The organism is Fulvivirga imtechensis AK7 (assembly GCF_000331535.1).
GTDB lineage: Bacteria > Bacteroidota > Bacteroidia > Cytophagales > Cyclobacteriaceae > Fulvivirga > Fulvivirga imtechensis.
Genome location: NZ_AMZN01000019.1, coordinates 1 through 26,320 on the forward strand (window position 1 = coordinate 1; position 26,320 = coordinate 26,320).

The 26,320-nt window shown below is 41.7% G+C and carries 20 protein-coding genes and 7 tRNA genes; 21 read left to right on the forward strand and 6 right to left on the reverse strand.

Annotated features, from left to right (window positions below):
- Positions 1 to 53 precede the first annotated feature (53 nt).
- Positions 54 to 1,085 (forward strand): LIC11966 family surface protein, encoded by a 1,032-nt coding sequence (locus C900_RS06400; protein ID WP_009578867.1) that lies wholly within the window; start codon positions 54 to 56, stop codon positions 1,083 to 1,085.
- Here the strand turns inward: C900_RS06400 and C900_RS06405 are convergent.
- Together C900_RS06405 and C900_RS06410 are read right to left on the reverse strand one after the other, a co-directional pair.
- Positions 1,066 to 1,860 (reverse strand): metallophosphoesterase family protein, encoded by a 795-nt coding sequence (locus C900_RS06405; RefSeq protein ID WP_009578868.1) that lies wholly within the window; start codon positions 1,858 to 1,860, stop codon positions 1,066 to 1,068. The two genes, C900_RS06400 and C900_RS06405, sit on opposite strands and share 20 nt — an antisense overlap.
- A 2-nt stretch (positions 1,861 to 1,862) precedes the next feature.
- The gene (locus tag C900_RS06410; protein ID WP_009578869.1) at positions 1,863 to 2,606 is read right to left on the reverse strand and encodes a nucleotidyltransferase; all 744 of its coding nucleotides are present in this window, start codon (positions 2,604 to 2,606) and stop codon (positions 1,863 to 1,865) included.
- 339 nt (positions 2,607 to 2,945) lie between these two features.
- Here C900_RS06410 and C900_RS06415 point away from each other — a divergent pair, with 339 nt between their 5' ends.
- Together C900_RS06415 and C900_RS06420 are read left to right on the forward strand one after the other, a co-directional pair.
- Positions 2,946 to 5,339, forward strand: a complete 2,394-nt coding sequence (locus C900_RS06415) for an ABC transporter permease (protein ID WP_009578871.1) — start codon at positions 2,946 to 2,948, stop codon at positions 5,337 to 5,339.
- A 581-nt stretch (positions 5,340 to 5,920) separates the two neighbouring features.
- On the forward strand, positions 5,921 to 6,709 hold the full coding sequence (locus C900_RS06420) for a hypothetical protein (RefSeq protein WP_040495886.1): 789 nt from the start codon (positions 5,921 to 5,923) through the stop codon (positions 6,707 to 6,709).
- A 611-nt stretch (positions 6,710 to 7,320) separates the two neighbouring features.
- On the opposite strand, the gene C900_RS06425 is transcribed toward C900_RS06420, so the two are convergent.
- The gene (locus C900_RS06425) at positions 7,321 to 7,620 is read right to left on the reverse strand and encodes a GIY-YIG nuclease family protein (protein ID WP_040495888.1); all 300 of its coding nucleotides are present in this window, start codon (positions 7,618 to 7,620) and stop codon (positions 7,321 to 7,323) included.
- Between the two features lie 354 nt (positions 7,621 to 7,974).
- Here C900_RS06425 and C900_RS06430 point away from each other — a divergent pair, with 354 nt between their 5' ends.
- From C900_RS06430 to C900_RS06445, 4 genes are all read left to right on the forward strand, one after another.
- Positions 7,975 to 8,556 (forward strand): YdeI/OmpD-associated family protein, encoded by a 582-nt coding sequence (locus tag C900_RS06430; RefSeq protein WP_009578875.1) that lies wholly within the window; start codon positions 7,975 to 7,977, stop codon positions 8,554 to 8,556.
- Positions 8,557 to 8,632: 76 nt separating this feature from the next.
- Positions 8,633 to 9,661 carry a helix-turn-helix domain-containing protein gene (locus C900_RS28160; RefSeq protein WP_009578876.1) on the forward strand — a complete coding sequence of 343 codons (1,029 nt, stop codon included), beginning with the start codon at positions 8,633 to 8,635 and terminating at the stop codon, positions 9,659 to 9,661.
- A 79-nt stretch (positions 9,662 to 9,740) separates the two neighbouring features.
- Positions 9,741 to 11,315, forward strand: a complete 1,575-nt coding sequence (locus C900_RS06440) for a PQQ-dependent sugar dehydrogenase (protein WP_009578877.1) — start codon at positions 9,741 to 9,743, stop codon at positions 11,313 to 11,315.
- Positions 11,316 to 11,444: 129 nt separating this feature from the next.
- Positions 11,445 to 11,648, forward strand: coding sequence for a TonB-dependent receptor (locus tag C900_RS06445; RefSeq protein ID WP_040495890.1), 204 nt, complete (start codon positions 11,445 to 11,447; stop codon positions 11,646 to 11,648).
- Positions 11,649 to 12,845: 1,197 nt separating this feature from the next.
- On the opposite strand, the gene C900_RS06455 is transcribed toward C900_RS06445, so the two are convergent.
- The 3 genes from C900_RS06455 to C900_RS06465 form a co-directional block, all read right to left on the reverse strand.
- Entirely contained in the window at positions 12,846 to 15,464 is a 2,619-nt protein-coding gene (locus C900_RS06455) for an ABC transporter permease (RefSeq protein WP_009578882.1), read from the reverse strand.
- Complete coding sequence (locus C900_RS06460; RefSeq protein WP_009578883.1) at positions 15,454 to 15,783, reverse strand: PadR family transcriptional regulator; 330 nt, start codon at positions 15,781 to 15,783, stop codon at positions 15,454 to 15,456. Before C900_RS06460 ends, C900_RS06455 begins: the two co-directional genes overlap by 11 nt.
- A gap of 386 nt (positions 15,784 to 16,169) precedes the next feature.
- Positions 16,170 to 17,201 (reverse strand): ExbD/TolR family protein, encoded by a 1,032-nt coding sequence (locus C900_RS06465; protein WP_157493921.1) that lies wholly within the window; start codon positions 17,199 to 17,201, stop codon positions 16,170 to 16,172.
- Between the two features lie 1,244 nt (positions 17,202 to 18,445).
- Here C900_RS06465 and C900_RS29755 point away from each other — a divergent pair.
- The 14 genes from C900_RS29755 to C900_RS06530 all read left to right on the forward strand — a co-directional run bounded on the left by C900_RS29755 (position 18,446) and on the right by C900_RS06530 (position 25,599).
- Positions 18,446 to 18,573 (forward strand) — tRNA-Asp (locus C900_RS29755).
- A gap of 7 nt (positions 18,574 to 18,580) precedes the next feature.
- Positions 18,581 to 18,653, forward strand: a tRNA-Glu gene (locus C900_RS06470).
- Positions 18,654 to 18,660: 7 nt separating this feature from the next.
- Positions 18,661 to 18,731, forward strand: a tRNA-His gene (locus C900_RS06475).
- A gap of 5 nt (positions 18,732 to 18,736) precedes the next feature.
- Positions 18,737 to 18,808 (forward strand) — tRNA-Gln (locus C900_RS06480).
- A gap of 9 nt (positions 18,809 to 18,817) precedes the next feature.
- A tRNA-Ile gene (locus C900_RS29760) sits at positions 18,818 to 18,945 on the forward strand.
- A gap of 42 nt (positions 18,946 to 18,987) precedes the next feature.
- Positions 18,988 to 19,099: transfer RNA gene (locus C900_RS29765), tRNA-Cys, on the forward strand.
- A gap of 4 nt (positions 19,100 to 19,103) precedes the next feature.
- Positions 19,104 to 19,185: transfer RNA gene (locus C900_RS29770), tRNA-Tyr, on the forward strand.
- A gap of 124 nt (positions 19,186 to 19,309) precedes the next feature.
- Positions 19,310 to 20,065 carry a nucleotidyltransferase domain-containing protein gene (locus C900_RS06490; RefSeq protein ID WP_009578887.1) on the forward strand — a complete coding sequence of 252 codons (756 nt, stop codon included), beginning with the start codon at positions 19,310 to 19,312 and terminating at the stop codon, positions 20,063 to 20,065.
- A complete protein-coding gene (locus C900_RS06495) occupies positions 20,062 to 21,129 on the forward strand; it encodes a nucleotidyltransferase domain-containing protein (RefSeq protein ID WP_009578888.1) in 1,068 nt (355 codons plus the stop codon). Before C900_RS06490 ends, C900_RS06495 begins: the two co-directional genes overlap by 4 nt.
- Positions 21,130 to 21,133: 4 nt before the next feature.
- Positions 21,134 to 21,607 (forward strand): SRPBCC family protein, encoded by a 474-nt coding sequence (locus tag C900_RS06500; protein WP_040495895.1) that lies wholly within the window; start codon positions 21,134 to 21,136, stop codon positions 21,605 to 21,607.
- A 362-nt stretch (positions 21,608 to 21,969) separates the two neighbouring features.
- Positions 21,970 to 22,149 (forward strand): hypothetical protein, encoded by a 180-nt coding sequence (locus C900_RS06510; protein WP_040495897.1) that lies wholly within the window; start codon positions 21,970 to 21,972, stop codon positions 22,147 to 22,149.
- Positions 22,150 to 22,197: 48 nt separating this feature from the next.
- The gene (locus tag C900_RS06515) at positions 22,198 to 22,863 is read left to right on the forward strand and encodes a hypothetical protein (protein WP_009578890.1); all 666 of its coding nucleotides are present in this window, start codon (positions 22,198 to 22,200) and stop codon (positions 22,861 to 22,863) included.
- Between the two features lie 641 nt (positions 22,864 to 23,504).
- Positions 23,505 to 24,014, forward strand: a complete 510-nt coding sequence (locus C900_RS06525) for a thioredoxin domain-containing protein (RefSeq protein WP_157493922.1) — start codon at positions 23,505 to 23,507, stop codon at positions 24,012 to 24,014.
- The gene (locus tag C900_RS06530) at positions 24,001 to 25,599 is read left to right on the forward strand and encodes an ABC transporter transmembrane domain-containing protein (RefSeq protein WP_083867440.1); all 1,599 of its coding nucleotides are present in this window, start codon (positions 24,001 to 24,003) and stop codon (positions 25,597 to 25,599) included. The genes C900_RS06525 and C900_RS06530 overlap by 14 nt, the downstream gene beginning before the upstream one ends.
- Positions 25,600 to 26,320 lie beyond the last annotated feature (721 nt).

Genomic DNA, 26,320 nt, shown 5'->3' on the forward strand with positions numbered 1-26,320 from the left:
CATTTTGCCCCTCTGATTAGTATCTTTATATCGAACTCACGTTATATTAAGGAATGGTGGATCGGTTTTTAATAGTGGTGCTCATTGGGTTGGCAGGTTCGGTTACCGTAGTGGCTCAGCAGCAGACCGCATACGATTATCTTCAGGAGATAGGGAAGGAATATAAGGGCATTAAGTCAGATACATGGGATTATGTGCGGGCGACTGCTCATGGCAAGGCTCCAAAGATCATTGAGAAAAAGCGACTTGAGCTGTTAGCAACCATTCGACAGTCAAGCTACTCCATCAAAACTATGAAACCATTTGGAGGAGACCCGTCACTTAAAGAGGCCGCTCTGGCCTACCTTGACCTTAATTACAGCGTTATTAACGAGGACTATGCAAGAATTGTCACCCTGGAGCGTACATCTGAAGATTCATTTGATGCTATGGAAAACTATTTTCATGCACAAAAGCTAGCCAGGGAAAAGCTCACAGAGGCTTATGACAGGCTTGATTCTGTGCAGCGGAGTTTTGCGAGAAAATATCATATCTCCATCATTGAAGATCATGACCGTACTGGTGAAAAACTCCATAAAGCGGCTGAAGCCTTTGATTATTACCACGAGTTGTATCTGATCTTTTTCAAGAGTTACAAACAAGAGGCCAAAGTATATGATGCACTAGCTGAATATGACCTTGAAAACTTTGAAAAACACCGGGAAACCTTACTGGTATATGCCCGGGATGGGATCAGCGAATTCAACAGGTCAGGAAGTTTTGGTGATGATGCGATGCTACTACAGGCCGGACTGGACATGATGGCGTTCTACAAAAAAGAGGCAGAAGCTTCACTGGAGGCCGTAGCTAAGTTTTTAATAAAAAAAATAAAGATGGATGAACAGAACAGGCGGATGAAGACATTGCCTGCTGATAAACGAACAAGGGAGGATGTTGATACCTATAATTCGGTCGTTAAATCATATAATGAGCAATTGAATATATACAAAAGTACCAGCGAGCGATTAAGTCACGAACGCGCCCGGCTGCTGGATAACTGGAACAGCAAAGTTGACAGCTTTCTGTCTACACATGTTCCGAAATAGGCACCTTAGCGTCAAGCTCGTATAGAAAGTATGGACACTCATACCCGGCTTTTAGCAGTATAGGCTTTGAAACGTTGTAAACCTCAACGCCATGGCTGGTTTTGCCTTGCAGAGAGCCTGTGTGTGCATGCCCGTGAAATGCCGCTACTACATTTCTCCTGTTAAGAGGTTCTGCCAGGTGGGAGCACCCCAGAAATGGATAAATAGGCTCTGGTTCGCCTATCACCGTTTCCTTAACAGGGCTGTAATGCAAGACCGCAATTTTCTTTACCGGTTCGGTGTGTGCATCAAGACGGGCCAGCGCTCTATCCAGATGAAGAGCCTCATCCACTCCTTCCTGAACGAATGCTTTCATGGCATTCTCTCCAAACATGGAAAGCATATGATTATCAAACCCTCCGCCAAAGCCTTTGACGCCAGCGAAGCCAACGCCATGAATGATCACCGATTCCCCGTCCAGTACGAACACATTTTCATTCTGTACAATCTGCCGTATGATCTTATGCCGACCTTTTTCATAGTCATGATTACCAAGAACGGCCACCACGGGTATGGAGCAACCGTGAAGCTCACCTGCCAACACCTCAGCTTCGTCCTCATCGCCAGTATCTGTCAGGTCACCGCAGAGCAACAGGACATCAGCATTTCTCGATACCTCTTTAAAATAGTCTGCCCACTTGCCCTTATGATTTTCTCTAATGTGAACATCGCCAACAGCAGCTATACGAATTTTTCTCTGAGAGTCGTTTTGTGTTTTCTTTTTTTCTTCTGCCATAATTATACTGATTTCATGGTGTATACTTTGTAATCCCATTCCTTGATATCAACCGCATACTGCACCTGATCTATGATGGGGCCCCGGCATACATGTGCAAGGGAAGGGGGTACATCGTATTGCTCACGCGCCCTTTCCAACAGATCATCGAAAAGCCATCTGGGAATAATGTCTGCATAATCACCCGGATATACAAACTGAAACATCAGCAGTTGTGCCAGTAGCAAGTGCCAGTGTTTGTCCAGACGCGCAAGCAGGCGTTTCCAGTCTATATTTTTACCATATTTCAGGATTACATGGTTTACATCAGCGCCATCAAAACGTTCGCGGTTTTGCACATATACTTTACACCAGATCAATTCCTCGGCCGGTATGAATAGGACGTCTGTGTCGGCAAATTTACCTTTTGAGGCATGTTCAAACCAGGTGTCATCTACCGTGCAGATAGTGTTGGGTGTATCAAAGATAATATCTATAAAAAAGTCGCCTTTGAACACCTTGGCCAGCCAACGGGCGTCAGACAGTTCGGTGCGAAAGCCCTTATCACCAAAGTATTTTAATATTTTATGGGAATCCATAGGTTTGCAAAAAATATCCAGGTCTTTTGTGTCGCGATACATACCTGTATAATGAAATAATGCAAAACCACCCCCCAGCATAAAGTTGGCGCCACTATCGTTTAGCATTTGCAGAGCCTCTTTGTAAAAAAGCAAGGCCTCTTCTTTTTGTTCGTCAGTTTCTATCATATGTAGGCGTTATGTGAGTTTTCTGCTGAAAAATCCGTGCCGATTGATGTCAATGGTTTATTTCCGGCTTTTGTGGTACAAATGCCACACAAAAACAAAAACCGGGAATTAACCAATGCCCTGCTTTTTTCCTCATTTTGTAAAACTTAGTCTACAATGAAGTAGAAAATAGTTCCTTCGATGAAGCGCCTACTCAATAAATATTATTTATGTGCCGGTACTAAAGCCTTTTTGGCCGTCCATAAAACTGATTTAGAAAAGTCCCATTTTCCTTCGTATAATCAACTTGGTTTCCGTAACAACAGAAAAGGTCAAAAAACTAAAATAAACAACAACATTATGATCAAGAATTATTTATTAACCGCCATGCGAGCTTTGCGAAAAAGCAAGGTCACCGCTTTTATTAATATTTCAGGACTGGCAATAGGTATGGCATGCTGCCTGGTCATTTTTGTATATGTAAAAAATGAATTGAGCTATGATACTTTTCATAGCCAGGCTGACCGCATCTTCAGGTTCTATACGATAGACGAAGCGCTTGGCGTAACGAGTAACAGTGTTGGGATCACGCAGCCGGTAATGCCTGCCGCGGCTAAAGCAGAAATTCCGGAAGTACTGAACGCCACACGGGTGTTATCACAGGGCAGAACCAGGATAACGTTGGGGAGAGATTATGTTTATGCCGATGATACTAAATCGGTAGAACCATCTTTTTTCGACATATTCGATTATAGTTTAAATACCCCTGAAGCTAAGCAGGCTTTTAATCAGCCTCGCAAAGCCATTATGACCCAGGCCATGGCAACGAAAGCGTTTGGTAGTGAGGATGCTGTTGGCAAAATGCTTAAGATCAATGATGACGAATGGGAGGTGGTCGGTATTATAGAAGATGTGAAGCACCACAGTCATTTAAAGCTGGACTTGCTGCTTTCTTTGTACCCTGCACAAGCCGATTCAAGTCTGGCTCAATATCTGGATTCGTGGCAGGGGTTGGGCATGGTTGGGTATGCCTTGCTCAATGACGCTGCTTCTGAAGCCACAGTTGAGTCAAAAATGAAAGAACTGGCTCTAAAAAATGAGGCTCCTGAATTCTGGATACCTCAGTTGCAGCCTCTTAAAGACATTCATTTGAAATCTTCAGGTATTCTGTTTGATAGTTACAACAAGAATAAAGGGGATATTACCTATGTCTATTCATTGTCGGCAGTAGCATTGTTTGTTCTGCTTATCGCTGCATTTAACTTTATGAACCTGTCCACAGCACAATCGTCATCACGGGCTAAAGAAGTGGGGGTGAGGAAAGTGTTGGGTGCCTTTCGCTACAACCTGATCAAACAACATTTAGGAGAATCACTGCTTGTATGCATACTGGCTGCCATAGTTGCTGTTACGCTCGTGCTGGCAGTAGCGCCATATCTGAATTTATCGCTGAGTATGTCAATATTCGATTTCATATTCACCCAGAGTGATGTATATCTTTCCATTATAAGCGCCACTTTGGTGATTGGGCTGCTGGCCGGACTTTACCCAGCATTCATACTTTCAAAATTTGAGCCGGTAAAGATCCTGCGCGGAAAGTTCCAAACCAGCAAAAATGGACTTTTGCTTCGTAAGGTATTGGTAATTGCTCAGTTTGCCGCGTCTATTACGATGATCATCGGGACTATCCTGATCTATGAGCAGTTACAATTCATTAAAAATAAAAGCCTTGGGTTTGATAAGGATCAGATCGTCACTTTCCAAATGAACGATCCCGGCCTGTCGCAGAATGTCAGGACCTTTCGGGACCGGCTGCTTACATACGAGACTGTTGAAGGCGCTGCCAGCTCTTCAAACATGCCGGGAAGGACATTTGGAAGAACGGGCATTACCCCCGAAGGCGCTTCGGAAAATGAACAGAATTGGATCGTTAGCGCATTATCTATCGATGAACATTATCTGGAGGTGCTGGGCATGAGCCTGGTAGCCGGGCGAAATTATTCCCCCGAGGCGGGTACTGATCAGCAAGAGGCTATTTTGGTAAACGAAGCCCTTGTGGAACAGGTAGGCTGGACCGATCCGGTAGGAAAGAAGTTAAGCCTGGGAAATAATACCGAAAGAACGATTATTGGGGTTGTAAAAAACTTTCACTTCGCCTCTATGCGTCACAGTATCGAGCCGTTGATCATGTTCTATAACCCTAATGTAAGTAGTAATCTTTCTGTAAAAGTTAAAGGTGACATCAGGAATACAATGCAGTCTATCGAAAGTGAATGGAACGCTGTTTATCCTGATTATCCTTTCGAGTATCAATTTTTCGATCAGGAGTTTGACAACCTATTCAAGAGCGATGAGAGTTTTTCCAGGTTGGTATCCAATTTCACCTGGCTGGCCATTTTTATCGCCTGCCTTGGCTTGTTTGGCCTTTCTGCTCATATGGCAGAACAAAGACGAAAGGAGATTGGCGTACGGAAGGTTATGGGGTCAAGCGTTTCACAAATAGTGATGCTGTTATCCAGAGAATTTGTAATCCTTATTATTGTAGCTACCATCGTGGCATGGCCACTGGCTTACATTGCTGTAAAAAGCTGGTTAGGAGACTTCCAGTACCGTATTGATCTGCTATCAATGGACAGTGTGCTAGTGTTTGTAGCTTCAGGTTTGCTGGCATTGTTTATCGGTCTTCTGACCGTTAGCTACCAATCGATAGCCGCTGCAGTGGTTAACCCCGTGAGATCACTCCGTAGTGAATAATAAATTCTGATAGCCAAAGGGCGGGGGTGCAATTGCTTACTTAGTGTCTCTAAGAAAACGTAAATGTCTGCATTATGCTCGTCCCAAAAATGCTCACGTACCCCAGTACGCTCCGCTTTTTGGGACTTCACAAGCCCTTGATTTTGGCATTTTCTTAAAGGCACTAATTGAAATATAACTGGCGATAGTCGGTTAAAAAATCAGTTTAATTAGCTTAGGAGATGATGTTTTGCAAAGGCAACTAAAGCTGGTAGCAATACTCGCTAATGTTTACAATTGCCTCTTGACTACCTAAATCAGCCGATTTCTGCAAAATTTTACACCCTTCGGTGTTTTCACCTAACTCAATTAGAGAGTAAGCCCAAAATAGACACAAACGGAAAATGGCCATTTTTTAGGGAGTGACCAAAAAAATGATTGATCTGCAGGACCATTGCTTGAATATAATGCGGCTGTGTCAATGGATTTTATTAACAGTCTGCCATTAAAGCGACCAGGGTTGGATAAAGCCGTAGGAATGCTTAATTTACATAAGCAGAAGGGAAGGAGTGGATTGCAGTACAACCTCACCATAATCAGAAATGAAAAACATCCGGGACAAATACACCAAAGAAGTCTACAAAAGGGAGGGTTATTTTACTCCATGGCAACCCGATAAAATTATTAATGTTGGAGACTTCGGCTTGCTTTCCGGGCGATACTTCCAATATCTGGGAAATTTGAAGGAACTGGGAGTGGATATCAAACTAAAGGATTATAAATACGATAGTGCATGGGAATACAAAACTGACGGTGTGAAAGTGACAAAGCTGCAAGCAGGAGCAGCCTCATTCCATCTAACACATGGTTTAGGTCCCATGGATTTAGGTATCGAGATTAATTTCGAGCATGAATTCTCAACATACCTTACTGCTAAAGGAAAACGGAGGATTGAATTTCAATCTTTTGGCGAAATTGAATCTCAACTTGATGATTTATTCAAAAAGAAAATATGGAAACTCAGGCAAGTTGTTGTTTCTGAAGTCATAGTGGCTGATAAGATGACGGTATTTATCTCTGATGCTCCCAACCAATCCTTCCAGGCTAAAATTCAAGGTTCTGCTGGTGTCGATGACTTTAGTTTGCTAGACATGAATGTTAATTCTGAGATAGGCGGCAGTAGCAATATAGGTTACAAATGGATAGGTAAAAAAAATATGACACCGCGCTTTAAATTGATGAGGCTAAAGAAAGAACATTACTTTGCGAGTACCACAACCTGGGATAAGAGGCTATTTGATACTAAATATTCCAGGGAACACTATGATGAAATCTTAGCTCAACGCCCTGAAGTTAAAATGACAGCCTACAGGCTTAGGGAGGTAGGCTAATGCTAATAACATTGCTATAAATATAAAGATCAGCACTCAACTGGCTTGAACTAAGCTCGTTATAGACGAGGGAATGGAGAGGTACAGACTGTAGTAAAAGCACAGACTTTTGATGGGTGAGGTGTCCGGGATGGCGTAGTAGTATTGTTACGCAGAGTCCTCTATCGAGAGACTCTGCTGGGAAATAATGGCGTTTAGGTTTTCAAGCAGGCGCCTACTTGCCTAACATCGTCATCCTGAAATTTTCGTAGAGCAACGGAGAAAATATTCAGGATCCCCTGAACAGAGGCAAGAAGCAGTAGCCCAGGCAGCGCCAGTAGCCGGGGGATCCCGGATCTCCACTGCGTTGCGTCCGGGATGACGTAAGTGGGTGGGGTTTGTACTGGTTTCTAGGCTTCGAGCAGTTGCTTACGATATAAACATATCCTCCTTTTGACATAAACCATAAAACTAACCACGTCATCCTAGAATTTCGTAGAGTAACGGAGAAATATTCAGGATCTCCTTGAACTGAGGCAGAAGCTGAAGTCCAAGCAGCACCAGTAGCCGGGGGATCCCGGATCTCCACTGCGTTACGTCCGGGATGACGGAAGTGTGGTTGGTGTCTGATCTTATCGCAGCTCACTTACCTCTACATATAAATCTTTCATCTCAGGGTTAAATTTCTGAATTAGTTCTTCCTTCCACTTTCTTTTCCAATTTTTGAGTTGTTTTTCTCTTGCGATGGCCTCTTCTATAGTAGGAAATGACTCATAGTAGATCAGGTCAGTGCAATTATATTTTTGCGTATAGTCAGACCCTTCACCATGTTTGTGTTCGTGAGCCCTGGCGGATAGGTTAGAAGTGACACCGATGTAAAGTACTGTTCGATGCTTGTTGCTTACGATATAAACATATCCTCCTTTTGACATCGGCATAAAACTACCACGTCATCCTGAAATTTTCGTAGAGTAACGGAGAAAATATTCAGGATCCCCTTGAACTGGGGTAGAAGCTGAAGTCCGGGCAGTGCCGCGAGTTGGGAGATCCCGGATCTGCGCTGTGCTACGTCCGGGATGACGTAAGTGGGTGGGTTTGTACTGGTTTCTACATGCCGCACTAAACTCACCCCCGTTCAAATCCTGGATTTGAACTTCCCCTCTCTAAGATTTAGAGAGGGGTTAGGGGAGCGTTGAAGTAAACAACTCGTTATCCTGACGTTCGGGCAGTAATTCCCTCCTACTCCTGACATAAGGCTGTCACTTGTCACATATAAATTTGTACCCATGACTAAAAAGGAAATAGAAACATATTGCCCCAAAAGCCGAAAAGACTGGCGAAAATGGTTAGAAAAGAACCATCAGTCAAAGCGGTCGGTTTGGCTTATTTGTTACAAATCATCGACAGGAGTTCCCTCTGTTATCTGGAGTGAAGCGGTCGATGAGGCACTTTGCTTTGGATGGATAGATAGTACCAGGAAGACTATTGACGAAGAAAGGTATATGCAATATTTCTGCAGAAGAAAATCTAATAGCGCATGGTCGAAGATAAACAAAGAAAAAGTTGACCGGCTCATCCAAGACAACCTAATGGCAAAAGCCGGTTTTGACAGCATAGAAACTGCCAAACAAAACGGGACCTGGTCAATTGCGGATAGTGTTGAGGAATTGATCATACCGGAGGATTTACAAGTGGCGTTGAATAAACGAGAAGGTGCAATGGACTTTTTTCAGCAGCAGTCTAAATCAAATAAAAAAATAGTGTTGCATTGGGTGGTGATGGCTAAAAGACCTGAAACAAGAAAGAAGAGAATTGCGGAAATAGCACGATCAGCCGCCAGAGGAGTAAAACCAAAACAATTTAGATAGCCTAACGTAAGTGGTAGAATAAATTGACTCATTTATTTCATAGTAGCTACTTTGGGTTTATAATGGTTTTTAATGCATGAATTTATTATTTCCGATTGCCAGCCTGGGTGTAATCAACGGATTTATCGTAAGTCTGTATTTGCTTTTCAGAAAGCAAAAGTCAATAGCTGATATTTATTTTGCAGGCCTGGTGATTGCTTTTTGTATTCGAATTGGAAAGTCTGTATTGGCATACTATTCCACCAAAGCAGATCCACTGATTCTTCAAATCGGCCTTTCTGCCTGCATATTTATTGGTCCGTTTTTCTTCCTCTACCTAAAATCACTTAAAGAAGACAATACAAAATTTCCAAAAGCGGATATCTACCTGCTTTCAGCTTTGGCTATCATCATTGCCGGAATAGGCCTCGTATTTCCGTACAGCCAGTTTCCTGCCTATTGGAATCCGGAAATTGTACAATTTATCTATGCAGTATGGATGATTTTCACGGTTTTAGGGATCATAAAAGTCAGGCAAATATTAGGCTGGGAATTTCTAACTCCCTGGAAATTAACAGGAGACAGGAGGTACCTCGCGCTTACAGTGATCAGCGTAATGTTAATCACCTTCACTTACCAATTAGCTCTTTTTGTAGCCAGCTTTACCTATATCTGGGGTGCATTCATTTTCTCTATTTCGTTTTATATACTCGTTTTCAGGGCTCTGGGTCATAAGAATATTGCTGCCAAATCGGTAAGCAAAAAAATTGAAGAAGGTCCGGAAATCCTGAAGCAGTTGAATGATCTCATGAATAAGGAAAAACTATTCAAAGACAAAAACCTCAAACTGGATGACCTGGCCAACAAAATGAACCTCACCAGGCATGTGCTTTCCCAGGTTTTAAATGAAACAGAAGCTTTAGGCTTTGCCAATTATATCAAAAAACTGCGTGTCGAAGAGGCCAAAATGCTCATGCTAACAAATTCGCACATGAGTTTGGAGGGAATCGGATATGAAGCCGGTTTTGGCTCGAAATCCGGCTTTTTTGAGACGTTTAAAAATATAGAGAGCTGTACGCCCGCCCAGTATAAGAAGAAGATATTGCCAAAAATAGGTCCGGATTGATCGGATTGAACCGCTTGTCACGGGTTTTTCGCAGCTAAGGCGCATCGATCAACGTATTCTTGTGAAAAAATTTATAATCATGAGCATACGACTAATTATTTTATTCACAGTTTTATCTACTCAACTCTTTGGTCAATCTGATCACGAGAAAATCAACGCGGTCATCCAAAAATTTATTAAGGGTACCGTATACAATTATCCCGACACCATCCTTTCTGCATTCCATCCGGGTACGACCATGTTTCTCCATACAGGTACTAATGAGGTACGGGAAATGACCATTGAAGAGTATGCGGCATTGTATAGCAGGAGAGAACCAGGTACAAAAAACAACCGGCCCAGTCAGTTGGTCACTATCAACCAGGTATTAGATGTAGCTTATGCGCGTTTGGAAGTGACCGTGCCGTATTTTGGAAATCGATTTAATGATCTCTTACTGCTTAAAAAATTTCCGGAAACAGGCTGGAAAATCGTAGCTAAGGTAACTTCTGCTGAACCCATTCCGAAAAAGCCTGAAGAACAAATGACCAAGCCAGTAAAAGAAACCGTTCTCAGGGGACTTAATCGCCCCTGGAGTATGGCGTTTCTATCGGAAAACGATGTATTGATTGCTGAAAAGGATGGCACGCTACTTCGCGTCAACCTTGATACAAAGGAACGGTCAGAAATCTCCGGTATACCTCAGGATGTTGCCAGGGCGGTGACTATCGACACCACCAAATTTAAAAAAGGCGTGTTTCCGAGCGCCCTGCACGGCCAAACCCAAAGCTTTAATGCGGGCTGGTTCCAAATTCTACTGGATCCTGACTTTGAGAAAAACAGGTTCATTTATCTTTCTTATGCTGTAGAGAACAAGGAGCGTGAGAGCACAACAAAAGTAATTCGTGGAGTGCTCAAAGGAAATAGCCTCTCAAATGTGGAAACGCTATTCGAAGCTGCGCCTTATACACATGGCCTGTTTCACTTTGGTGGCGGAATGATCTTCGGCCCGGATAAGAAACTATATATTAGTACCGGCGAACGGAACCTTTTCGAATACCTAAACCCTCCGCTTCCCACGGCACAGGATGTTACTGATAAGCGCGGCAAAATCATACGAATTAATCCGGATGGTAGCATTCCCGCAGACAACCCTGATTTTGGACCGAATGCCGTTAAGGGCTTGTTTGCAACTGGAATACGCGCTACACAAGGCTTTGCATTCGATCCGATAAGTCAAAAAATTTGGTTTAGCGAACACGGCACCATCCAGGGCGATGAGTTAAACATCCTGACTTCCGGTGTAAATTATGGCTGGCCCTTTCGAACAACCGGTAAATACCGTACCCCGGATTACCAACCCGAAATTCCTGAGGGCCTGGTGTTTGAAGAACCGGTGTATTTCTGGGATAAGACCGTAGCACCAACCGGGCTGACGTTCTATTTCGGCAGGGAGTTTCCCTTATGGGAAGGAAACCTGTTGGTACCGGGCCTGAGCAAGGGAAGCTTGTGGAGGATGACCATTGAAAATGATAAGGTGGTGGCTGCTGAAGAGCTGTTTATCACTGACCGGGTGAGGTTACGCAAAGCCATCGTTTCACCGCGAGGTCAACTGTATTTGTTAACTGATGAAGAAGATGGTCAATTAATTCGGGTTTATAATTCAAATAATTAGTCCATGAAATAAGCATAAACTTAGAGCCCCTGGTATATCAAACGGGATGAATAAGTTATCGCGAATTCCATGCCTGCATGTAGGAGTGCTATGGCAGGCATGCGACCATTGAAAAATCAATTAATACACATGAAAGATTATGCGCTTTTGTCTATGAATCTAACCTATAAAAAACATGTTCGCAGCCTTTTATTTGAACCTTTTCTGGGCATCCGTAACCTGACCAATACGCAATATTTTGACAACATCCGTATTAATGCATTTGGAAGCCGGTTTTACGAGTCGGCACCCGGCAGGAACTACTATTTGGGGGTTAAAGTAAAATTGAAATGATGAGAAAGAGCATTAACGATGAAACAATATACAGGTTGTTCTCCATAGCCTTGACATATCCCCCTTGATCAGAGGCAGAAGCTGAAGCTCGGGCACCGCCATGAGCTGGGAGGTCCGGACTTATACATCACACTGATGCTATAAAATAGTGTAGAAAACGGAGGCGTTTTTAGAGTAAACTATATGCCAGCAGCAGAGGCTGTTTTTAAACTCACCCCCGTTCAAATCCTGGATTTGAACTTCCCCCTCTAAGATTTAGAGAGGAGTTAGGGAGCGTTGAAAGCAAACAACCCAGCATCCTGAAATTTTCGTAGAGCAACGGAGAAAATATTCAGGATCCCCTGATCCATGGCAGAAGCTAAAGCCTGGGTAGTGCAACGAACTGGGAGATCCCGGATCTTCGCTATGCTACGTCCGGGATGACGGAAGTGGGTGGGGTTTGTACTGGTTTCTGCGTTTTCTACATGCCGCATTAAACTCACCCCGTTCAAATCCTGGATTTGAACTTCCCCTCTCTAAGATTTAGAGAGGGGTTAGGGGAGCGTTGAAGCAAACAACCCGTCATCCTGAAATTTTCGCAGAGTAACGGAGAAAATATTCAGGATCTCCTTGAACTGGGGCAGAAGCTGAAGTCTGGGCAGTGCCACGGATTGGGAGATCCCGTATCAGTGCTGTGCTACGTCCGGGATGACGGAAGTGGGTGGGGTTTGTACTGGTTTCTGCGTTTTCTACATGCCGCACTAAACTCACCCCCGTTCAAATCCTGGATTTGAACTTCCCCTCTCTAAGATTTAGAGAGGGGTTAGGGGAGCGTTGAAGCAAACAACCCGTCCCTGGAATTTTCGTAGAGCAACGGAGAAAATATTCAGGATCTCCTGATCCATGGCAGAAGCTGAAGCCAGGCAGTGCCACGAGCCGGGAGATCCAGGATCTGCCTCCCCGATGGCCATTGCTGTGTGCCCGGGATGACGAGTAGGGGAGCCCGGGCAGTAATTCCCTCCGACTCCTGACATAAGGCTGTTACTTGCGAGGTTTAGGTTTGCATCAGGTACTCTTTAAAACACGTAAAAGAATACTACAAAGATGCGGAAAATGCCTTCTCCTGACGGAAAAATGAAATAATGCCTAAAAAGAAAATAGAGACATACTGCCCAAAAAGTCGAAAAGTTTGTCCTTGTAGTTTCAGTGTTTCAACCTTCATTCACTCTTTAACGAATCTGCCGGATTTATAACTGAGATTTTGTAGGTCCTGAAAAATATTGTCGCAAACGATATTGCCAGCAATGCAAATGCAGGAACAATAAACACCCATACACTCTGCTCAATCCGGAAGGCATATCTGTTTAGCCACTTCTCGGTTATAAACCAGGTTATTGGTGCTGCAAGTAAAACAGACGTTGCTACCAGCTTTATGAAGTTTGCAGATAATAGTACAATCACCTGCGAAACGGAAGCTCCCAAAACCTTGCGGATGCTAATCTCTTTGGTCCTGCTGGAAATGGTAAAAGTGGCAAGCCCATATAAGCCCAGGCAGGCAATAAAAATGGCAAAACCTGTAAGCACGCCAAACACTTGTTGAAACTGCACTTCCGCCTGATATAGCTTATTAAATTCCTCGTCAAGAAAGAAGAAATTGAATGGACCATCTTTAACATTTCTTTTATAGATATCTTTAATAAGCGCGACATGTTCACGCGCATCACCTTCTGCTGTGCGTACCGACATAAAGCCAAACGCCCCTTTTGAAGGAAGGAAAAGCACCGGCAGATGGTCAGCTTTGGCACTACTGATATGAAAATTCCTGATGACACCTACAATGGTGGCTTGTCTACCCCAGAGCTTAATTTTCTGTCCTACGGCCGAAGATGCATCAGGAACCTCCCATAGCGCCAAAGCCTTCTCATTTACAATGACATTATCGTTTGAATTCTCTTCCGGTGTAAAATCACGTCCGGCCAGCAACTCAACGTCCATTGTAGAAATGAAGTTATGGTCAATCCAGATCATGTTGAAATTGTAGTTGTGCTCATTGATGCTATTTTCCAGCATTATTCCGGTCGTAGTGCTCAGGTGGGAGAACGGCAGCCCGGGTAGCATTGTGCTGAAAGTGATGTCCTTAATTGATGCATGAGTCAGCAGTTCATCTCTGATAGTGGTGCTTGCTCCATCCGGAAGAGGGACTACAATAACCTGCTCTGTATTGATACCCAGATCTTTTTGCCGCATAAAGTCAAGCTGTTTTTTAGCTGTTAGCGTCTGAATAATCAAAAACAACGTAATGAAAAACTGGAAGATCACGAGGCTCTGCCGCAGATTATTGCCCCACCTAGAGCGACTGAACTTACCCTTTAGCACCAGCACAGGCTTAAATGATGATAATATTAAGGCCGGGAAAATGCCGGAGAGTACTGAGCTCACTGTAATAATGGTCAGTAAACTAATCCAGAATTCGTAGTCACGAAAAGGAGAGAAGGAAACCGGAAGCTGTGCCAGGGACCGAAATTGCTCTAAAAAGACACTGATCAGCAAAATGGCGACCATTCCTCCGAAAATATTGATTACAAAGGACTCTGTAAAAAACTGAAAGCGAAGCTGGAATAAAGATGAACCCACTACTTTACGGATCCCCACTTCCTTGGCACGGTCCAAAGATTTCGATGTCGACAGATTAATATAATTTACTATAGCAATTACTAAAACAAGAATTGCAACTCCCAACAGGAAAAAAACCGAAATATAATCACCGTTTTTTTCCGGCTCAAAAGCTTTGTCAGAGTAGAGGTGTATGTTTTTTACAGGTTCAGAGATAACCTGTGCATTTCTCAATTTTTTATCCTCCTGCAACTTCCTGTTCAGTGCAGCAAGATTCCCTTTAAAATGGTCATACTTATCAGGAGCAGTCAGTAATACGTATGTGTAGGTATTATTGCCTCGCCAGTTGTCATCTTCTTCATTGAGGGATGCCACCATGGTCGGGTAGGAGATAAGTACATCAAATTTCAGGTGGGTATTTGGGGGGCTGTCATTTACCACGGCTACCACTTCAAAATCTTTTTCAATCTCTGTAAAATATATCGTTTCCCCTACAACATCAGTTTTATTGTAGTATTTCAGTGCTGTTGACTCAGTCAGTATAACCTCGTGTGGCTCCAAAAACACCTTACCAGGATTTCCATGAATAAATTTATAGTTAAACAGCTCAAAAAACGTGGGATCAGCGGCATATGTTCGGGGTTCGCGGTAGACTTCATCACCAACCTTTAACATATGCTGATCGATATGATAAGCACGTGTGAATGCTTCCACTTCAGGTAGCTCAGCAGCCAGCAATGGGCCTAAAGGCGGGTTGGTTTCACAATCCTGGTCCACCACAGTAGCGCCATTCATGTTATCCTTTGTTAACCTGATCAGTCTGTCTGCTTTGGGATTATAGTCCTCGTAGCTAAATTCAAACTGAACATACTGAAATATCAGCAAAGCAATGGCCAATGCCGTGGCAAGACCGGCAACGTTGATCGTGGTATAGGCCTTTTCCTTCCTGAAAAGCCTGAAGGCAATTTTGAGGTTGTTCTTTATCATAAGGTGGCGTGTTATGGCGGTTGACATACCAAAATTTCTAAGCAGAGAAGGACGAAGCAGTTTCAACGCCTCCAATATAAAAAGTCGCTTGGCTTTTTCCGGTGAATGGATTTTCAGGTTATCCCGGAATACCTCTTCCATATCACCTTCAAGCTCTTCGAGATACTCATCCTTTAAGAGATAACGCAACGCTCTGAAAGGCCATTTGGGAGCTTCATGTGAGGAATCAGATTTCATAGCTGATCACAGGTATGGAGGTGTATAATCTTTCTCTGATGGTTTTAAGCTCCTGAAGCACTTTAAGGGCATACGGTGTTGCCCTATATATGCGCTTTCGTTTTCCACCCCTCTTGTTGGTAGCCTCACCAAATTCAGAGGTAAGGAATCCCTTTTCCTCCATTCTCTTAAGCGCTGACTGTATAGAGCCCACACTAAGCTTTTGATTCAACCTTTCTTCCAGCTCCCGCTTTATCTCAACTCCATACGCATCTTCCTGCAACACAGTCACCGTCAGTAGTACCAGCTCCTCAAATTCACCTAGTTTAGTCTTTTTCATGTTTTACTAGTATTGAGATATTAGATATGAGTATTGAGACCGATCGTTTCCTTTCAATCACTAGTTCTGCCATCATTTCCGGTGGCTGTTTCATTATAATATTCGTAATTGCAGTAAATATAAGGAAAATTATTTAATTCGCAATTGCAGTTTTAATAAGATGTCAGCGAAACCGGTTAGTCTGCTGTTGCATGTTGCAGACGTATTATATCAACCCGGGGCTCAAAGCTGCTATTGTTGCCCGGGATAGATTGAGAGCCGGCAAAGCGATACCGGTATTTACGTGAAACTAAGCCTAGGGAAGGCAATTATAAGAGGGAAGGAGTGAGGAACCGCGTCCGCTGACGCTTCGGATACCAAAAAATGGCAAATATGTACTATTCATATTATTGCCCTTTTAAGAAGTCATAAAGGTACTTATCAGTGTAATTCATCTCATAGATATTCATTGGTGCAAGCTCTTCAATGATTTGCATTTTTTTCTTTTCTTCACCCCATAAATTATGAGACCAGGAGTAGGGAAGGTTAAAATTTTGCTTTGAAAGGGCGTTGCGTTTGTGAAGGATACTTGACCTAATAAGATCCATGATTTCGATATACCTGCCATAACTACTTCGGTCATTTACATCCAACAGCACCAATGCATTCTGATAATACTTATTTTCAAAATCATATAGAACTTCTTTCAGTTTGTTATACGTTATGGGAGATTCATTGAGCATCAACTTGTCATCGCCCTTAATCGTAACTTTAAGTCTGTTAAAACTATTAATATGAGCCATCCTATAACAGTAACTCTCTGGAAAGCGAATTTGATTACTTGAATAGCCATGCGACATAAGTGAATCAATCTTGTCAATTTCGCAGTCACAATCTATAGCAGGGAGAGCCATGAGCCCGAAATCAAAATAAGGTAGATAGAGTGCCGGGTAGGAACTATTTAGTGGATTTGTCTGGAAGAAAATGCTGTAAATGCCGGTTCTCCCTATTTCTTGAGAAAGAAGATAAACCGAATGCATATCCACGTTTTTATCAATAAATAAGCGAGCTGAGGCTTGATAGTTTGAAAAGAACCTATTCATTTCCCGGTAAAGATATGGGTTTACTTGATCCAGGTTTAATTCGTTAAGGTTCCCAGGACTATAATCTCCGATAATTCGAACAGTTTCTTGATCTCCATTTTTCCTGAATCCTACATATAGGTCAATAGGGATTAAATTATATGGCAAATTAACATACGATGAAGACTGAGGTATCTCTAAATCATAGTTATACTCTATAGAGCTTTTAATGAGTTTCTCATCAATTGTTTTACTATCAACAACATGCAATCGTGTTAATAGAAATGAGCTGGCGATTATGAGCAATGCTGCCAGACCCATCCAGTGGTAGGCTTTCCTGCCTAATAATCGATGCATGCCGAGCCAAAGATTTAAAAACCACACTGAGGGCAACAGGATAAAGAACCAATAGTATTCATGATAAAAACTAATATCATATTGCATGATAACGCTTAGAAACCAGATGCCTGTGAGGAGAAAAACTTTAGCCATCCAGTTCATAGTGTGCCAGGTAGTGAAATTATGATTGTTGATCACAACGGTTTGGCCCAATTTAACTTTAGGGTTCATCCGATTTCTGGAATTCTCCAGGATGAATTTCAGAGCAAAACTGCATCCAATGATGGAGCTTATTACGGCATAAAACAGGTCATAAAATATCCTTTCTGCAGAACTAAGAACAAGTAAACGACCAACAAAAAAATGTGTTAGAAAACGAAAAGCTTCTCTTAATTGAATAGAAAAAACATAAATAACCAGGGCGAGACTTAAACCTACCAGAATCCCTGTTAAAATCCATCCTTTGGATACTTCACTGTTTATATTTCTTAAGAAGCCTCTAGTCAATGACACCTGGCTAATATAGATTATTTATTAAATAATTGCATCAAAGCTGTCTGTAACAATAAGAATCCATTCTCATTTGTTAAAAACCATTGACATATTATGTAACTGAAGAGTATCTTTTTTACTTTTGTAACGAAATGAACAAAAAACCACAAAGCATATGTCTGGATTCCAGTTGCCATTATTCACTCTTAGAGGAATGGTACAAGGACACTTATGCTTTGACTAGAATGATAATTTAGAATTCGAAAAGAAGAAATATCGTATAAAAGCATGGGCGTCCTTCGAAAGTGGGACGCTTTTTTTATGTCAAATTTTTAAAAAATTAATTGAGAGACTTAGCAATACAACCATAACGCATTGAAGAGAGAAACAATTGAGAGACAGGCAGTTGTGAAATAAAGAAAAACTCATCCTGACGGATATCAGGATGGGGTGGAATCATATTGCTCAAAATACACATAACTAATTGATTATCAGTAAATTAAATTCATTTGTTCCTTGCATTTTTGATTTCAACTCCACACATTTGCATCATCAAGAGACAAATACTAAAAAGAAAATAATGAAACGAATACATCTCCATATAGCCCTCTTATGTCTGTGCTCAGATCGACTCGGTTATGATTATGAGCAAGAACAAAACTGTATTATATGGGATGCTAATATGACTTGAATGTAGAGTTGTATAGATAAAGGAACGAGGAAGCATCTCACAGAAAATGGGATGCTTTTTTTATGTCCGGACTTTATGCAGTACCGTAGCTCAATTGGGTAGATTGCCCGACTGTCTCTCGGGTAGTTGCGGGCTCTGATGAACGGTTTTGATAAACCATTGTCAGCATGCTGACTGATCGTCAGCATTCGAGTCCCGTCGGTACTGCTGAAAAACTCCGTTAGCATAATGGTTGAGTGCACTCGACTTTCTATCGAAGGATAGGGGTTCGATTCCCCTACGGAGTACAATATGGTGTCTTTAGTTTAACTGGCAAAATACCTCACTGTGAATGAGGAGAACAGGGTTCGAGACCCGAAGACACCCAAAACGATCCACTGGTGTAATGGTAGCATATCTGGCTTTGAACCAGCTGGTTGAGGTTCAAATCCTGATGGATCATCAAATACAATGGCCTGTAGCTCAACGGTTAGAGTACCACTCTTATAAGGTGAAGGTTCCGGGTGCTGATGAATTGCTTGATGAAGCAATTATCAGCATGCTGACTGATCGTCAGGTATTCAATTCCCGGCAGGCCAACAAAAGGAGCGTAGGCGGTAGAAGCCCTCTGCCTCCGCAAATGAACATGTAGCCAAATGGTAAGGCAGAGGTCTGCAAAACCTCTAGTTGCGGGCGCTGACGATTGGTATCAGCATGCCGGCCAATCGCCGGCATTCGAGTCCCGCCATGTTCTCTATGGGAGTACGTCAACGTTGGAGAGTTGAGCCAGACTGTAAATCTGGTGCTTCGGCTGAGCAGGTTCGAATCCTACTACTCCCACTACAAATTTGTAAAGGAATTTGCCCAGAAGGGTTAATACCCTTTTAGACACTTCAGACTTGTGTTTAGGATTATGTGTGACACGGGGTGGTATTATTCATTCTATAGTTGTATTCTTGAAGATATGGAAAATCTGATCAAAGAAAAGCTCACAGAAATCGAAAAGGGGCATAATATCAGAATCCTGTATGCTTGTGAGTCAGGTTCGCGGGCGTGGGGATTTCCGTCTCCCAACAGTGACTATGATGTCCGGTTTATTTACGCACATGAGCCGGACTGGTATCTGTCTTTAAACGACCGAAAGGATACCATCGATATCCCGATCAACGATGAGCTGGATATCGGCGGCTGGGACATAAAAAAGGCGCTGGGGCTGCTCTGGAAGTCCAATGCACCATTGCTGGAATGGATCCAGTCACCGATTGTGTACAAAGCTAACGAACAATTTCTGTTGCAGATCAGGGAGCTTGGTAGTAACTGTTTTTCGCCAATCGCTGTGATGCACCACTACCTGAGCATGTCAAAAAAGTACTTGGAGGCATGTACGGGTGACCAGGTGAAGCTCAAGAAGTATTTCTATGCCCTCAGGACCACCATAGCCGGCACCTGGATTAGGGAAACGGGCACTATGCCGCATATTGAGATGCCGGAGATGTTCTCCGTGGTTGACGATGTTACTACAAAAAAGATCAACGAGCTGATCAGGATCAAATCAGGCCAGAGAGAGTCCTATATGCATCCGCAGGAGCCACTTATTTTTGAATATCTTTCATCCGCCATTGAACAGAATGAAAGAGCGGCCAATAACTTGCCTGCCGCCAAGGGAGATTTTGACCTGCTGGACACGTTGTACAGGAAAATTGTAAAGGACGAACTATGACAATAGAGGACCTCAGAAAGCATGATATCATTGTATTCGAATGCATGAGCGGAAGCCATGCCCATGGACTTGCAACTCCGGAATCCGATAAGGACATCAAAGGGGTTTTTATTTTACCCAGAGAAGCCTATTACGGTCTGGAATATGTCGAACAAGTCAGCAATGAGTCCAATGATATGGTGTACTACGAATTGAAAAGATTCATGGAACTGCTGGGGAAAAGCAACCCGAATATTCTCGAATTGCTTTACACTCCGGAAGACTCCATTCTGAAAATGCATCCGGTATTCCACGGGATCAGGGGAGAAAACTTCCTTTCCAAACAGTGCAAGGAAAGCTTTGGCGGCTATGCCATGACGCAGATACGGAAAGCCAAAGGTCTGAACAAGAAGATCTTAAACCCTGTGGAAAAGGAGAGGAAGGGTGTTCTGGATTTTTGCTACGTTGTCTGGCAGCAAGGCTCAATCCCTGTAAAGGAGTACCTGAAATTGAATGATCTGAAGCAGGAGCAGTGCGGACTTGCCAGAATACCTAACATGCACGAGATATACGGACTGTATTACGGCCATGACAGCTTTGCCGGAATCATCCGGAAAGATTCTGCCAATGACGTAGCATTAAGCCCGATACCAAAGGGAATGGAGCCTGTCGCCCTCATGTCTTTTAACAAGTCAGGTTACTCAAAATATTGCAAAGAGTATAAGGACTATTGGGAATGGGTTGGTAAACGGAATGATGCCCGCTACCAGAACACCATACAGCACGGAAAGAATTATGACGCTAAGAATATAATGCACACCTTCCGGTTGCTGCACATGTGCGAGGAGATCGCAAGAGAGGGCAAGCTGAACGTCAGGAGGGAGGACAGGGAATATCTCCTGAGCATCAAGCGGGGAGATTTTCAATATGATAAATTGCTGGAGCTGGCAGAACAGAAAATTTCCGCGATAGATGATGTTTATAAAATAGCAAACTTGCCGGAAGCACCTGATGTTCAAAAGCTCAATACCTTGCTGGTCACGATTCGTAGTGATTATTACTCATTGAAAAAAAGGCCATTGTAGTTATATGCCCGTAATAATTCTACACACCCAAATAAACGCACCCATTGAACGATGCTTTGATCTGTCGAGAAGTATTGATCTGCATAAAATATCGACAGCACACACTAAAGAAGAGGCCATTGACGGTGTTACATCAGGCCTTATTAATCTTGATGAGTCGGTTACATGGCGAGCGGTTCATTTTGGTGTTGCTCAAACGTTAAGCACCAAAATAACAGCGTTTGAGAGGCCTGTTTATTTTGTAGACGAAATGGTTAGGGGAGCGTTCAAACGGTTTAGACATGAGCATCTCTTCGAGGTAAATAACACAGGAACTTTGATGACAGACATATTCGATTACCAGTCTCCCTGGGGAGTTCTCGGCAAGTTTGCAGACTTCATTGTATTAAAGAAGTACATGGCCAACCTCTTGATCAAAAGGAATAACACAATTAAAGAATTTGCTGAAAGCGATAATTGGAAGCAGGTTTTATGTTAAATAAGGGTGAGTTCTAATCTTCAGCGGAAAGGACATCAAATAGAATCCCATATTTTCTTACCTTAATCTTATCTTGAGCATATAGGTCAAAATTATTACGTACGTACTTTTTACATAAATAATAACTAAAATAATGGAATACCAACTGGAAATCTCTATTATAATCCATTTGCTTACCATAATAGCATGTAATATAAAATAGCAATTTGCTTATTGGTCGATGCATTCATACCAGAATGCCATTCGTTTCATGCATAATTTCTAACTCTATAACTATCTAGGAAAAATATTATTTGTTAACTACAATTTATTGTTGTTATAATTGTTTTATAATATATTTTATTCAACTAAAATCTTAAAAAATGAAAAAGTTAGAAAAAAATCAACTGAATTCCACTAAAGGGGGGATTGACCTGGGACAAGCATACTGTGGCGGCAGTTTGGCAGGGACTCTGTCTGGTACTGAGCCTGGTAGTGTTGAACGAGTGATTCTTACAGAATTGTTCTTACAGGCAAATCCATACTGTGCGCAGTATTTTTAACAACCTTTTGAAGGTGCTCGTAAGAGTGCCTTCCGCAAACCAACTAATATGATAAAGATCTATTTCCTCTTAGCTTTCACTCTTCTTGCTAGTATCTGTGGCTATTGCCAAAACATTTCAGTGGAAGATTTTATTGAAAAGTATCATAGACATGTGGATCCGGATTCTAAACTTGATACTATAAAATACTTTACAGTTGAATATACCATGTTTATGGAAAGCTCACGCCTGCCGAACCAAACCATTCAAATGAACCGAACGTGCTACCATAGCATAGATAAAGGACCCCAGGAGGTGTGTATTGATCCCCAAACATGGCATAAAATGAAGTTTGAAATTTTTGATGCCGAGAATCAGACATCTAAAGAAAACCTGATAAAGTATAATTTGAACTACATTCCTTTAGACAGTTTGGAGCAATTTTCCATGATCATGCAGAATGACTCAATTACGGTTATTAAAAAAGCACTTAAGAAGGATGATCATTTTTTTACGTTTGACACTAAGACTTTAAACCTTCTCCAACTTAGAAGGGTGACCAAGTCAGGAAATCACGAAAATGGAATAAGTTATACCAATTTCATGAAGTATGACGTCATAGATGGAATTACAGTTCCTACTAAAGTTGAGTACGAAGGAAAATTAGCAACAGCAACCGTACTCTATTCTAACCACTCATTTGCTCCTTTTGACAGATCAGTTTTTGAAAAATGATGAGGTCCCGATATTCAAATTTGTATCTTACAATACTTTTAATTGGTTTATACTTTCTGCTCGCAGTTATACATGGCTACGTACTAATCGATGATTCTCTGTATTTTAACCAATTTTCATCTGAATATTCATATGAGGAAATACTTGATATCATTAGTAACGATGAGCAATCAGAATTACTAAGCTTTGTTAGCATCATAATCTATTATCCTTTAAAATATTTTCTTATTGCTTTAATTATTATCACCGGATTGATTCTTGCGGAGTTTAAAGTCAATTTTGCCTCCATTTTTCGAATAGTGGTTATTTCAGATCTGATTTTTGTTTTAGAAATATTGATAAGAATAACTTGGTTTTCAGTATTTAATACAGATTATAGTCTGACGGACCTACAGTCATTTTATCCCTTATCGGTGTATTCGCTATTTGAAATTGACCCAAATGACCATGTCTTAGTATACGTCTTGGCGAAATTTAATTTATTTGAGTTGGCGTATATACTATTATTGTCATTTTTACTGTATCATGAAATTGAAGTCTCCTTTAAAAGGTCTACAGTTCTGGTGCTTTCTACTTATGGCTCGGGCCTGATATTAACAATTCTAACATTCTCCTACCTGATAATTTTGAATTGAAAGACTGTGAGAAAAGTTAGATATATCAGCATAACTTTCATTGGGGTAGCGATGGTCTGTTTTGGTTATTTTTTAATCCAGAGATATGTAGAAAAGAATGAGTTCAATACAAATTTGCAGAGGATTGACAGACTACGTCTTGTTCATCTTGATCATTCCAAATTTGATTTTAATCAGCTTTCTAATGACAATTTCATTCTATTTTTTATGGATATTCATTGTGAAAACTGTCAACAGCAGCTTGATGAGTTGCTTTTACGAGAGAATGACCTAAAGAAGAAACTGAAAGTCATACTGGTTTTCAAAAATGATGACAGAACTCTGGAAGATTTTCTGACCACCAGAAATCTCGAAAAGTACCCCTTTATATTTGCTGCCAGAATGAGCGAGCAAGAACATTATTATCCAACCATTACGCCATACTTATTGACATACGGGGCTAAACTAAAATATTTAGCCGAATATTCGGGAGTCACAGATGTGGAAACATTAGTAGCAAGTTTTGAAAACGATTAGAAAAATAAGATCAACATTCAAGTTGCAACAAGAGAGTCGCGATTGCGGCATTGCATGTTTATCTTCCATTATTAATTATTATGGAGGGTTTTGTACATTTGAGCGACTTCGGGAACTTAGTAATTCTGACTATGAAGGTGCTTCTCTTCAGGGACTGATACAAGCTTCGGAGATTTTTGGTCTAAATGCTGAGGGTTTACAGGCAGATTCAATTGATGAATTAAAAACTGTGACCACCTTTGCAATTTTGCATGTTATTGTAGACATGCGTTACTCGCATTACATTGTTTGGTACGGCATAGATAAAAAGGGACGTCATATAATCGGAGACCCAAGAAGCGGCATACGATATATTTTTGATGATGAGCTTAATCAAATATGGAAGAGCAAGATTTTACTTACAGTTGAACCTACGCCTGGTTTTACAGCTATAAAAACGAGCCGTTTTACAACCTTTCTTTGGATAAGCGATTTAGTGAAAAAAGACAGGCTAACCCTTGCCAGCTTGCTTTTAGTTGGGGTGGTTATCTCTATTTTGGGTTTGGTGACAGCCATATTCAGCCAAAAATTAATAGATGTAATTATTCCATCTGGAGATCGTGCGCTATTGGTGGCCAGCATTGCTCTTGTAGGATTAATACTTCTAGCCAGGAATGGACTTACTTATATAAAAGGACGGCTATTTGTGAAACTTGAATTCGATATGAATCAACGAATTGTCTCCAAATTTTATGATTCTTTAATCGACCTACCCAGAATTTTTTTTGACAGAAGACAACTAGGTGATATCACCAGTAGGTTAAATGATGTCAAGAGAATTCAGAATGTTATCAGTTTGGTTGTTGGTAATGTAGTATTGAACGCGATCACACTTATGGTGGTACTGACCTATATCTTGTACCTAATTCCTTCGGTAGGAGTAACATTCCTGTTGTTTGTGCCGATTTATTATGCCATAAGCAAACGATTCGATCGGCCAATACTTACGGCCCAAAAGAATGCAATGATCCATTTTGCCATCAATGAAAGCTATTACATTGATTCTATTCGGGGCGTGGAGTCTGTAAAAGCTCTTAACAGGCAGGAGCACTTTAAGAAAAGAAATAGTTCAATACTAAGTACCTTTCTGAAAAAGATTTATGCTTTGGGAAGCATAGGCATCAGTTATAATTTTGTGCTGGGACTTGTTAACACCGTCTTTTTGATAACCGTCTTTGTTATTACCTCATATTCCGTGCTAAATGAAAAGATGATGATAGGAGAGTTAGTGGCGGTGATTGGTCTTTGTTCCACTTTAGGACCAAATATTTCGAGCGTCTTAATGGCTAATATTAAAGTTAAAGAAGCTAGTGTAGCTTTTCAAAGAATGTTTGATTTCGTTAGCCTTGACCCGGAAATAAGAGAAACAAACCGAGTTCCTTTTTCAGTTTCAAGTGAAATACTGTCTTTGAGCATAGATGGAGTTACTGTTAAGCGTGGAGAAAAATCTATTTTAAATGATTTTTCATTAAAAGCTGATAAGGGGGCTGTCAAGATTTTTGCTTCCTTTTTATCGATTGAAAAAGGAAGAGCCAGCCCGGCTTGAGGGCACTGCGAACATAATTGAAAGCAGACACACCAGTGAGCAGCTAACCAAGTTCATCATAGCTTCAAGGAGATTCCAGATATCCGCTGCGCTGCTTCCGGAATGACGAAGTTCGAGGCAGAGGCTGTGCCAAACAAAGCGTTGGCCAGCAAGTGTTTTACAGACAAATTCTAACAGCCGAGAATTTTGAAAGCCGAGCGCGCTGTGGCCAGGCGGCTATTTAATATAACATCAAATTATATAATGAACATATGGTGTATTGGTCAGAGTAACGATGTGAGAGCTGTGCACGCGACACCGGCATTTGCTTAACATAAAACCCTAACGTTATCGCACTGAAGTGACGATAACTGGTTTTATGTTAAATACTCCGCTGCGCTGCGTATTACGCAAATGCCTATGTTTGTTATATAATTTATATTATGTTAAATACAAAATGTCAAAAGAAAGAAGCCCCTGGTTTGGAGCTCCTCTCAATAATTCTCCTCCTACTCCTCTTTCAGTACCACTGCGGGATTGATCCGGCTCGTCCGTAGCAACTGGTAGCTGATCGCTCCCAGTGCCATGACGGTGAGCAGCAACACAGCAGCTCCCAGGAACCACCACGAAAAGTCAATCCGGTATGCGAAGCTGTGCAGCCAGTCGTTCATCAGGTACCACGCTACAGGCGCGGCTATTGGCTAATTCGGTTCGAATAGTGCCACTCATTTCGGTGTGTTAG

Coding starts and splice junctions, on each gene's coding strand:
- C900_RS06500 (WP_040495895.1), top strand. CDS start 21,134: ATGCCCGTAATAATTCTACACACCCAAATAAACGCACCCATTGAACGA.
- C900_RS06425 (WP_040495888.1), bottom strand. CDS start 7,620: ATGTCAAAAGGAGGATATGTTTATATCGTAAGCAACAAGCATCGAACA.
- C900_RS06490 (WP_009578887.1), top strand. CDS start 19,310: ATGGAAAATCTGATCAAAGAAAAGCTCACAGAAATCGAAAAGGGGCAT.
- C900_RS06405 (WP_009578868.1), bottom strand. CDS start 1,860: ATGGCAGAAGAAAAAAAGAAAACACAAAACGACTCTCAGAGAAAAATT.
- C900_RS06495 (WP_009578888.1), top strand. CDS start 20,062: ATGACAATAGAGGACCTCAGAAAGCATGATATCATTGTATTCGAATGC.
- C900_RS06415 (WP_009578871.1), top strand. CDS start 2,946: ATGATCAAGAATTATTTATTAACCGCCATGCGAGCTTTGCGAAAAAGC.
- C900_RS06440 (WP_009578877.1), top strand. CDS start 9,741: ATGAGCATACGACTAATTATTTTATTCACAGTTTTATCTACTCAACTC.
- C900_RS06445 (WP_040495890.1), top strand. CDS start 11,445: ATGAAAGATTATGCGCTTTTGTCTATGAATCTAACCTATAAAAAACAT.
- C900_RS06400 (WP_009578867.1), top strand. CDS start 54: ATGGTGGATCGGTTTTTAATAGTGGTGCTCATTGGGTTGGCAGGTTCG.
- C900_RS06420 (WP_040495886.1), top strand. CDS start 5,921: ATGAAAAACATCCGGGACAAATACACCAAAGAAGTCTACAAAAGGGAG.
- C900_RS06515 (WP_009578890.1), top strand. CDS start 22,198: ATGATAAAGATCTATTTCCTCTTAGCTTTCACTCTTCTTGCTAGTATC.
- C900_RS28160 (WP_009578876.1), top strand. CDS start 8,633: ATGAATTTATTATTTCCGATTGCCAGCCTGGGTGTAATCAACGGATTT.
- C900_RS06430 (WP_009578875.1), top strand. CDS start 7,975: ATGACTAAAAAGGAAATAGAAACATATTGCCCCAAAAGCCGAAAAGAC.
- C900_RS06465 (WP_157493921.1), bottom strand. CDS start 17,201: ATGCATCGATTATTAGGCAGGAAAGCCTACCACTGGATGGGTCTGGCA.
- C900_RS06410 (WP_009578869.1), bottom strand. CDS start 2,606: ATGATAGAAACTGACGAACAAAAAGAAGAGGCCTTGCTTTTTTACAAA.
- C900_RS06510 (WP_040495897.1), top strand. CDS start 21,970: ATGAAAAAGTTAGAAAAAAATCAACTGAATTCCACTAAAGGGGGGATT.
- C900_RS06455 (WP_009578882.1), bottom strand. CDS start 15,464: ATGAAATCTGATTCCTCACATGAAGCTCCCAAATGGCCTTTCAGAGCG.
- C900_RS06460 (WP_009578883.1), bottom strand. CDS start 15,783: ATGAAAAAGACTAAACTAGGTGAATTTGAGGAGCTGGTACTACTGACG.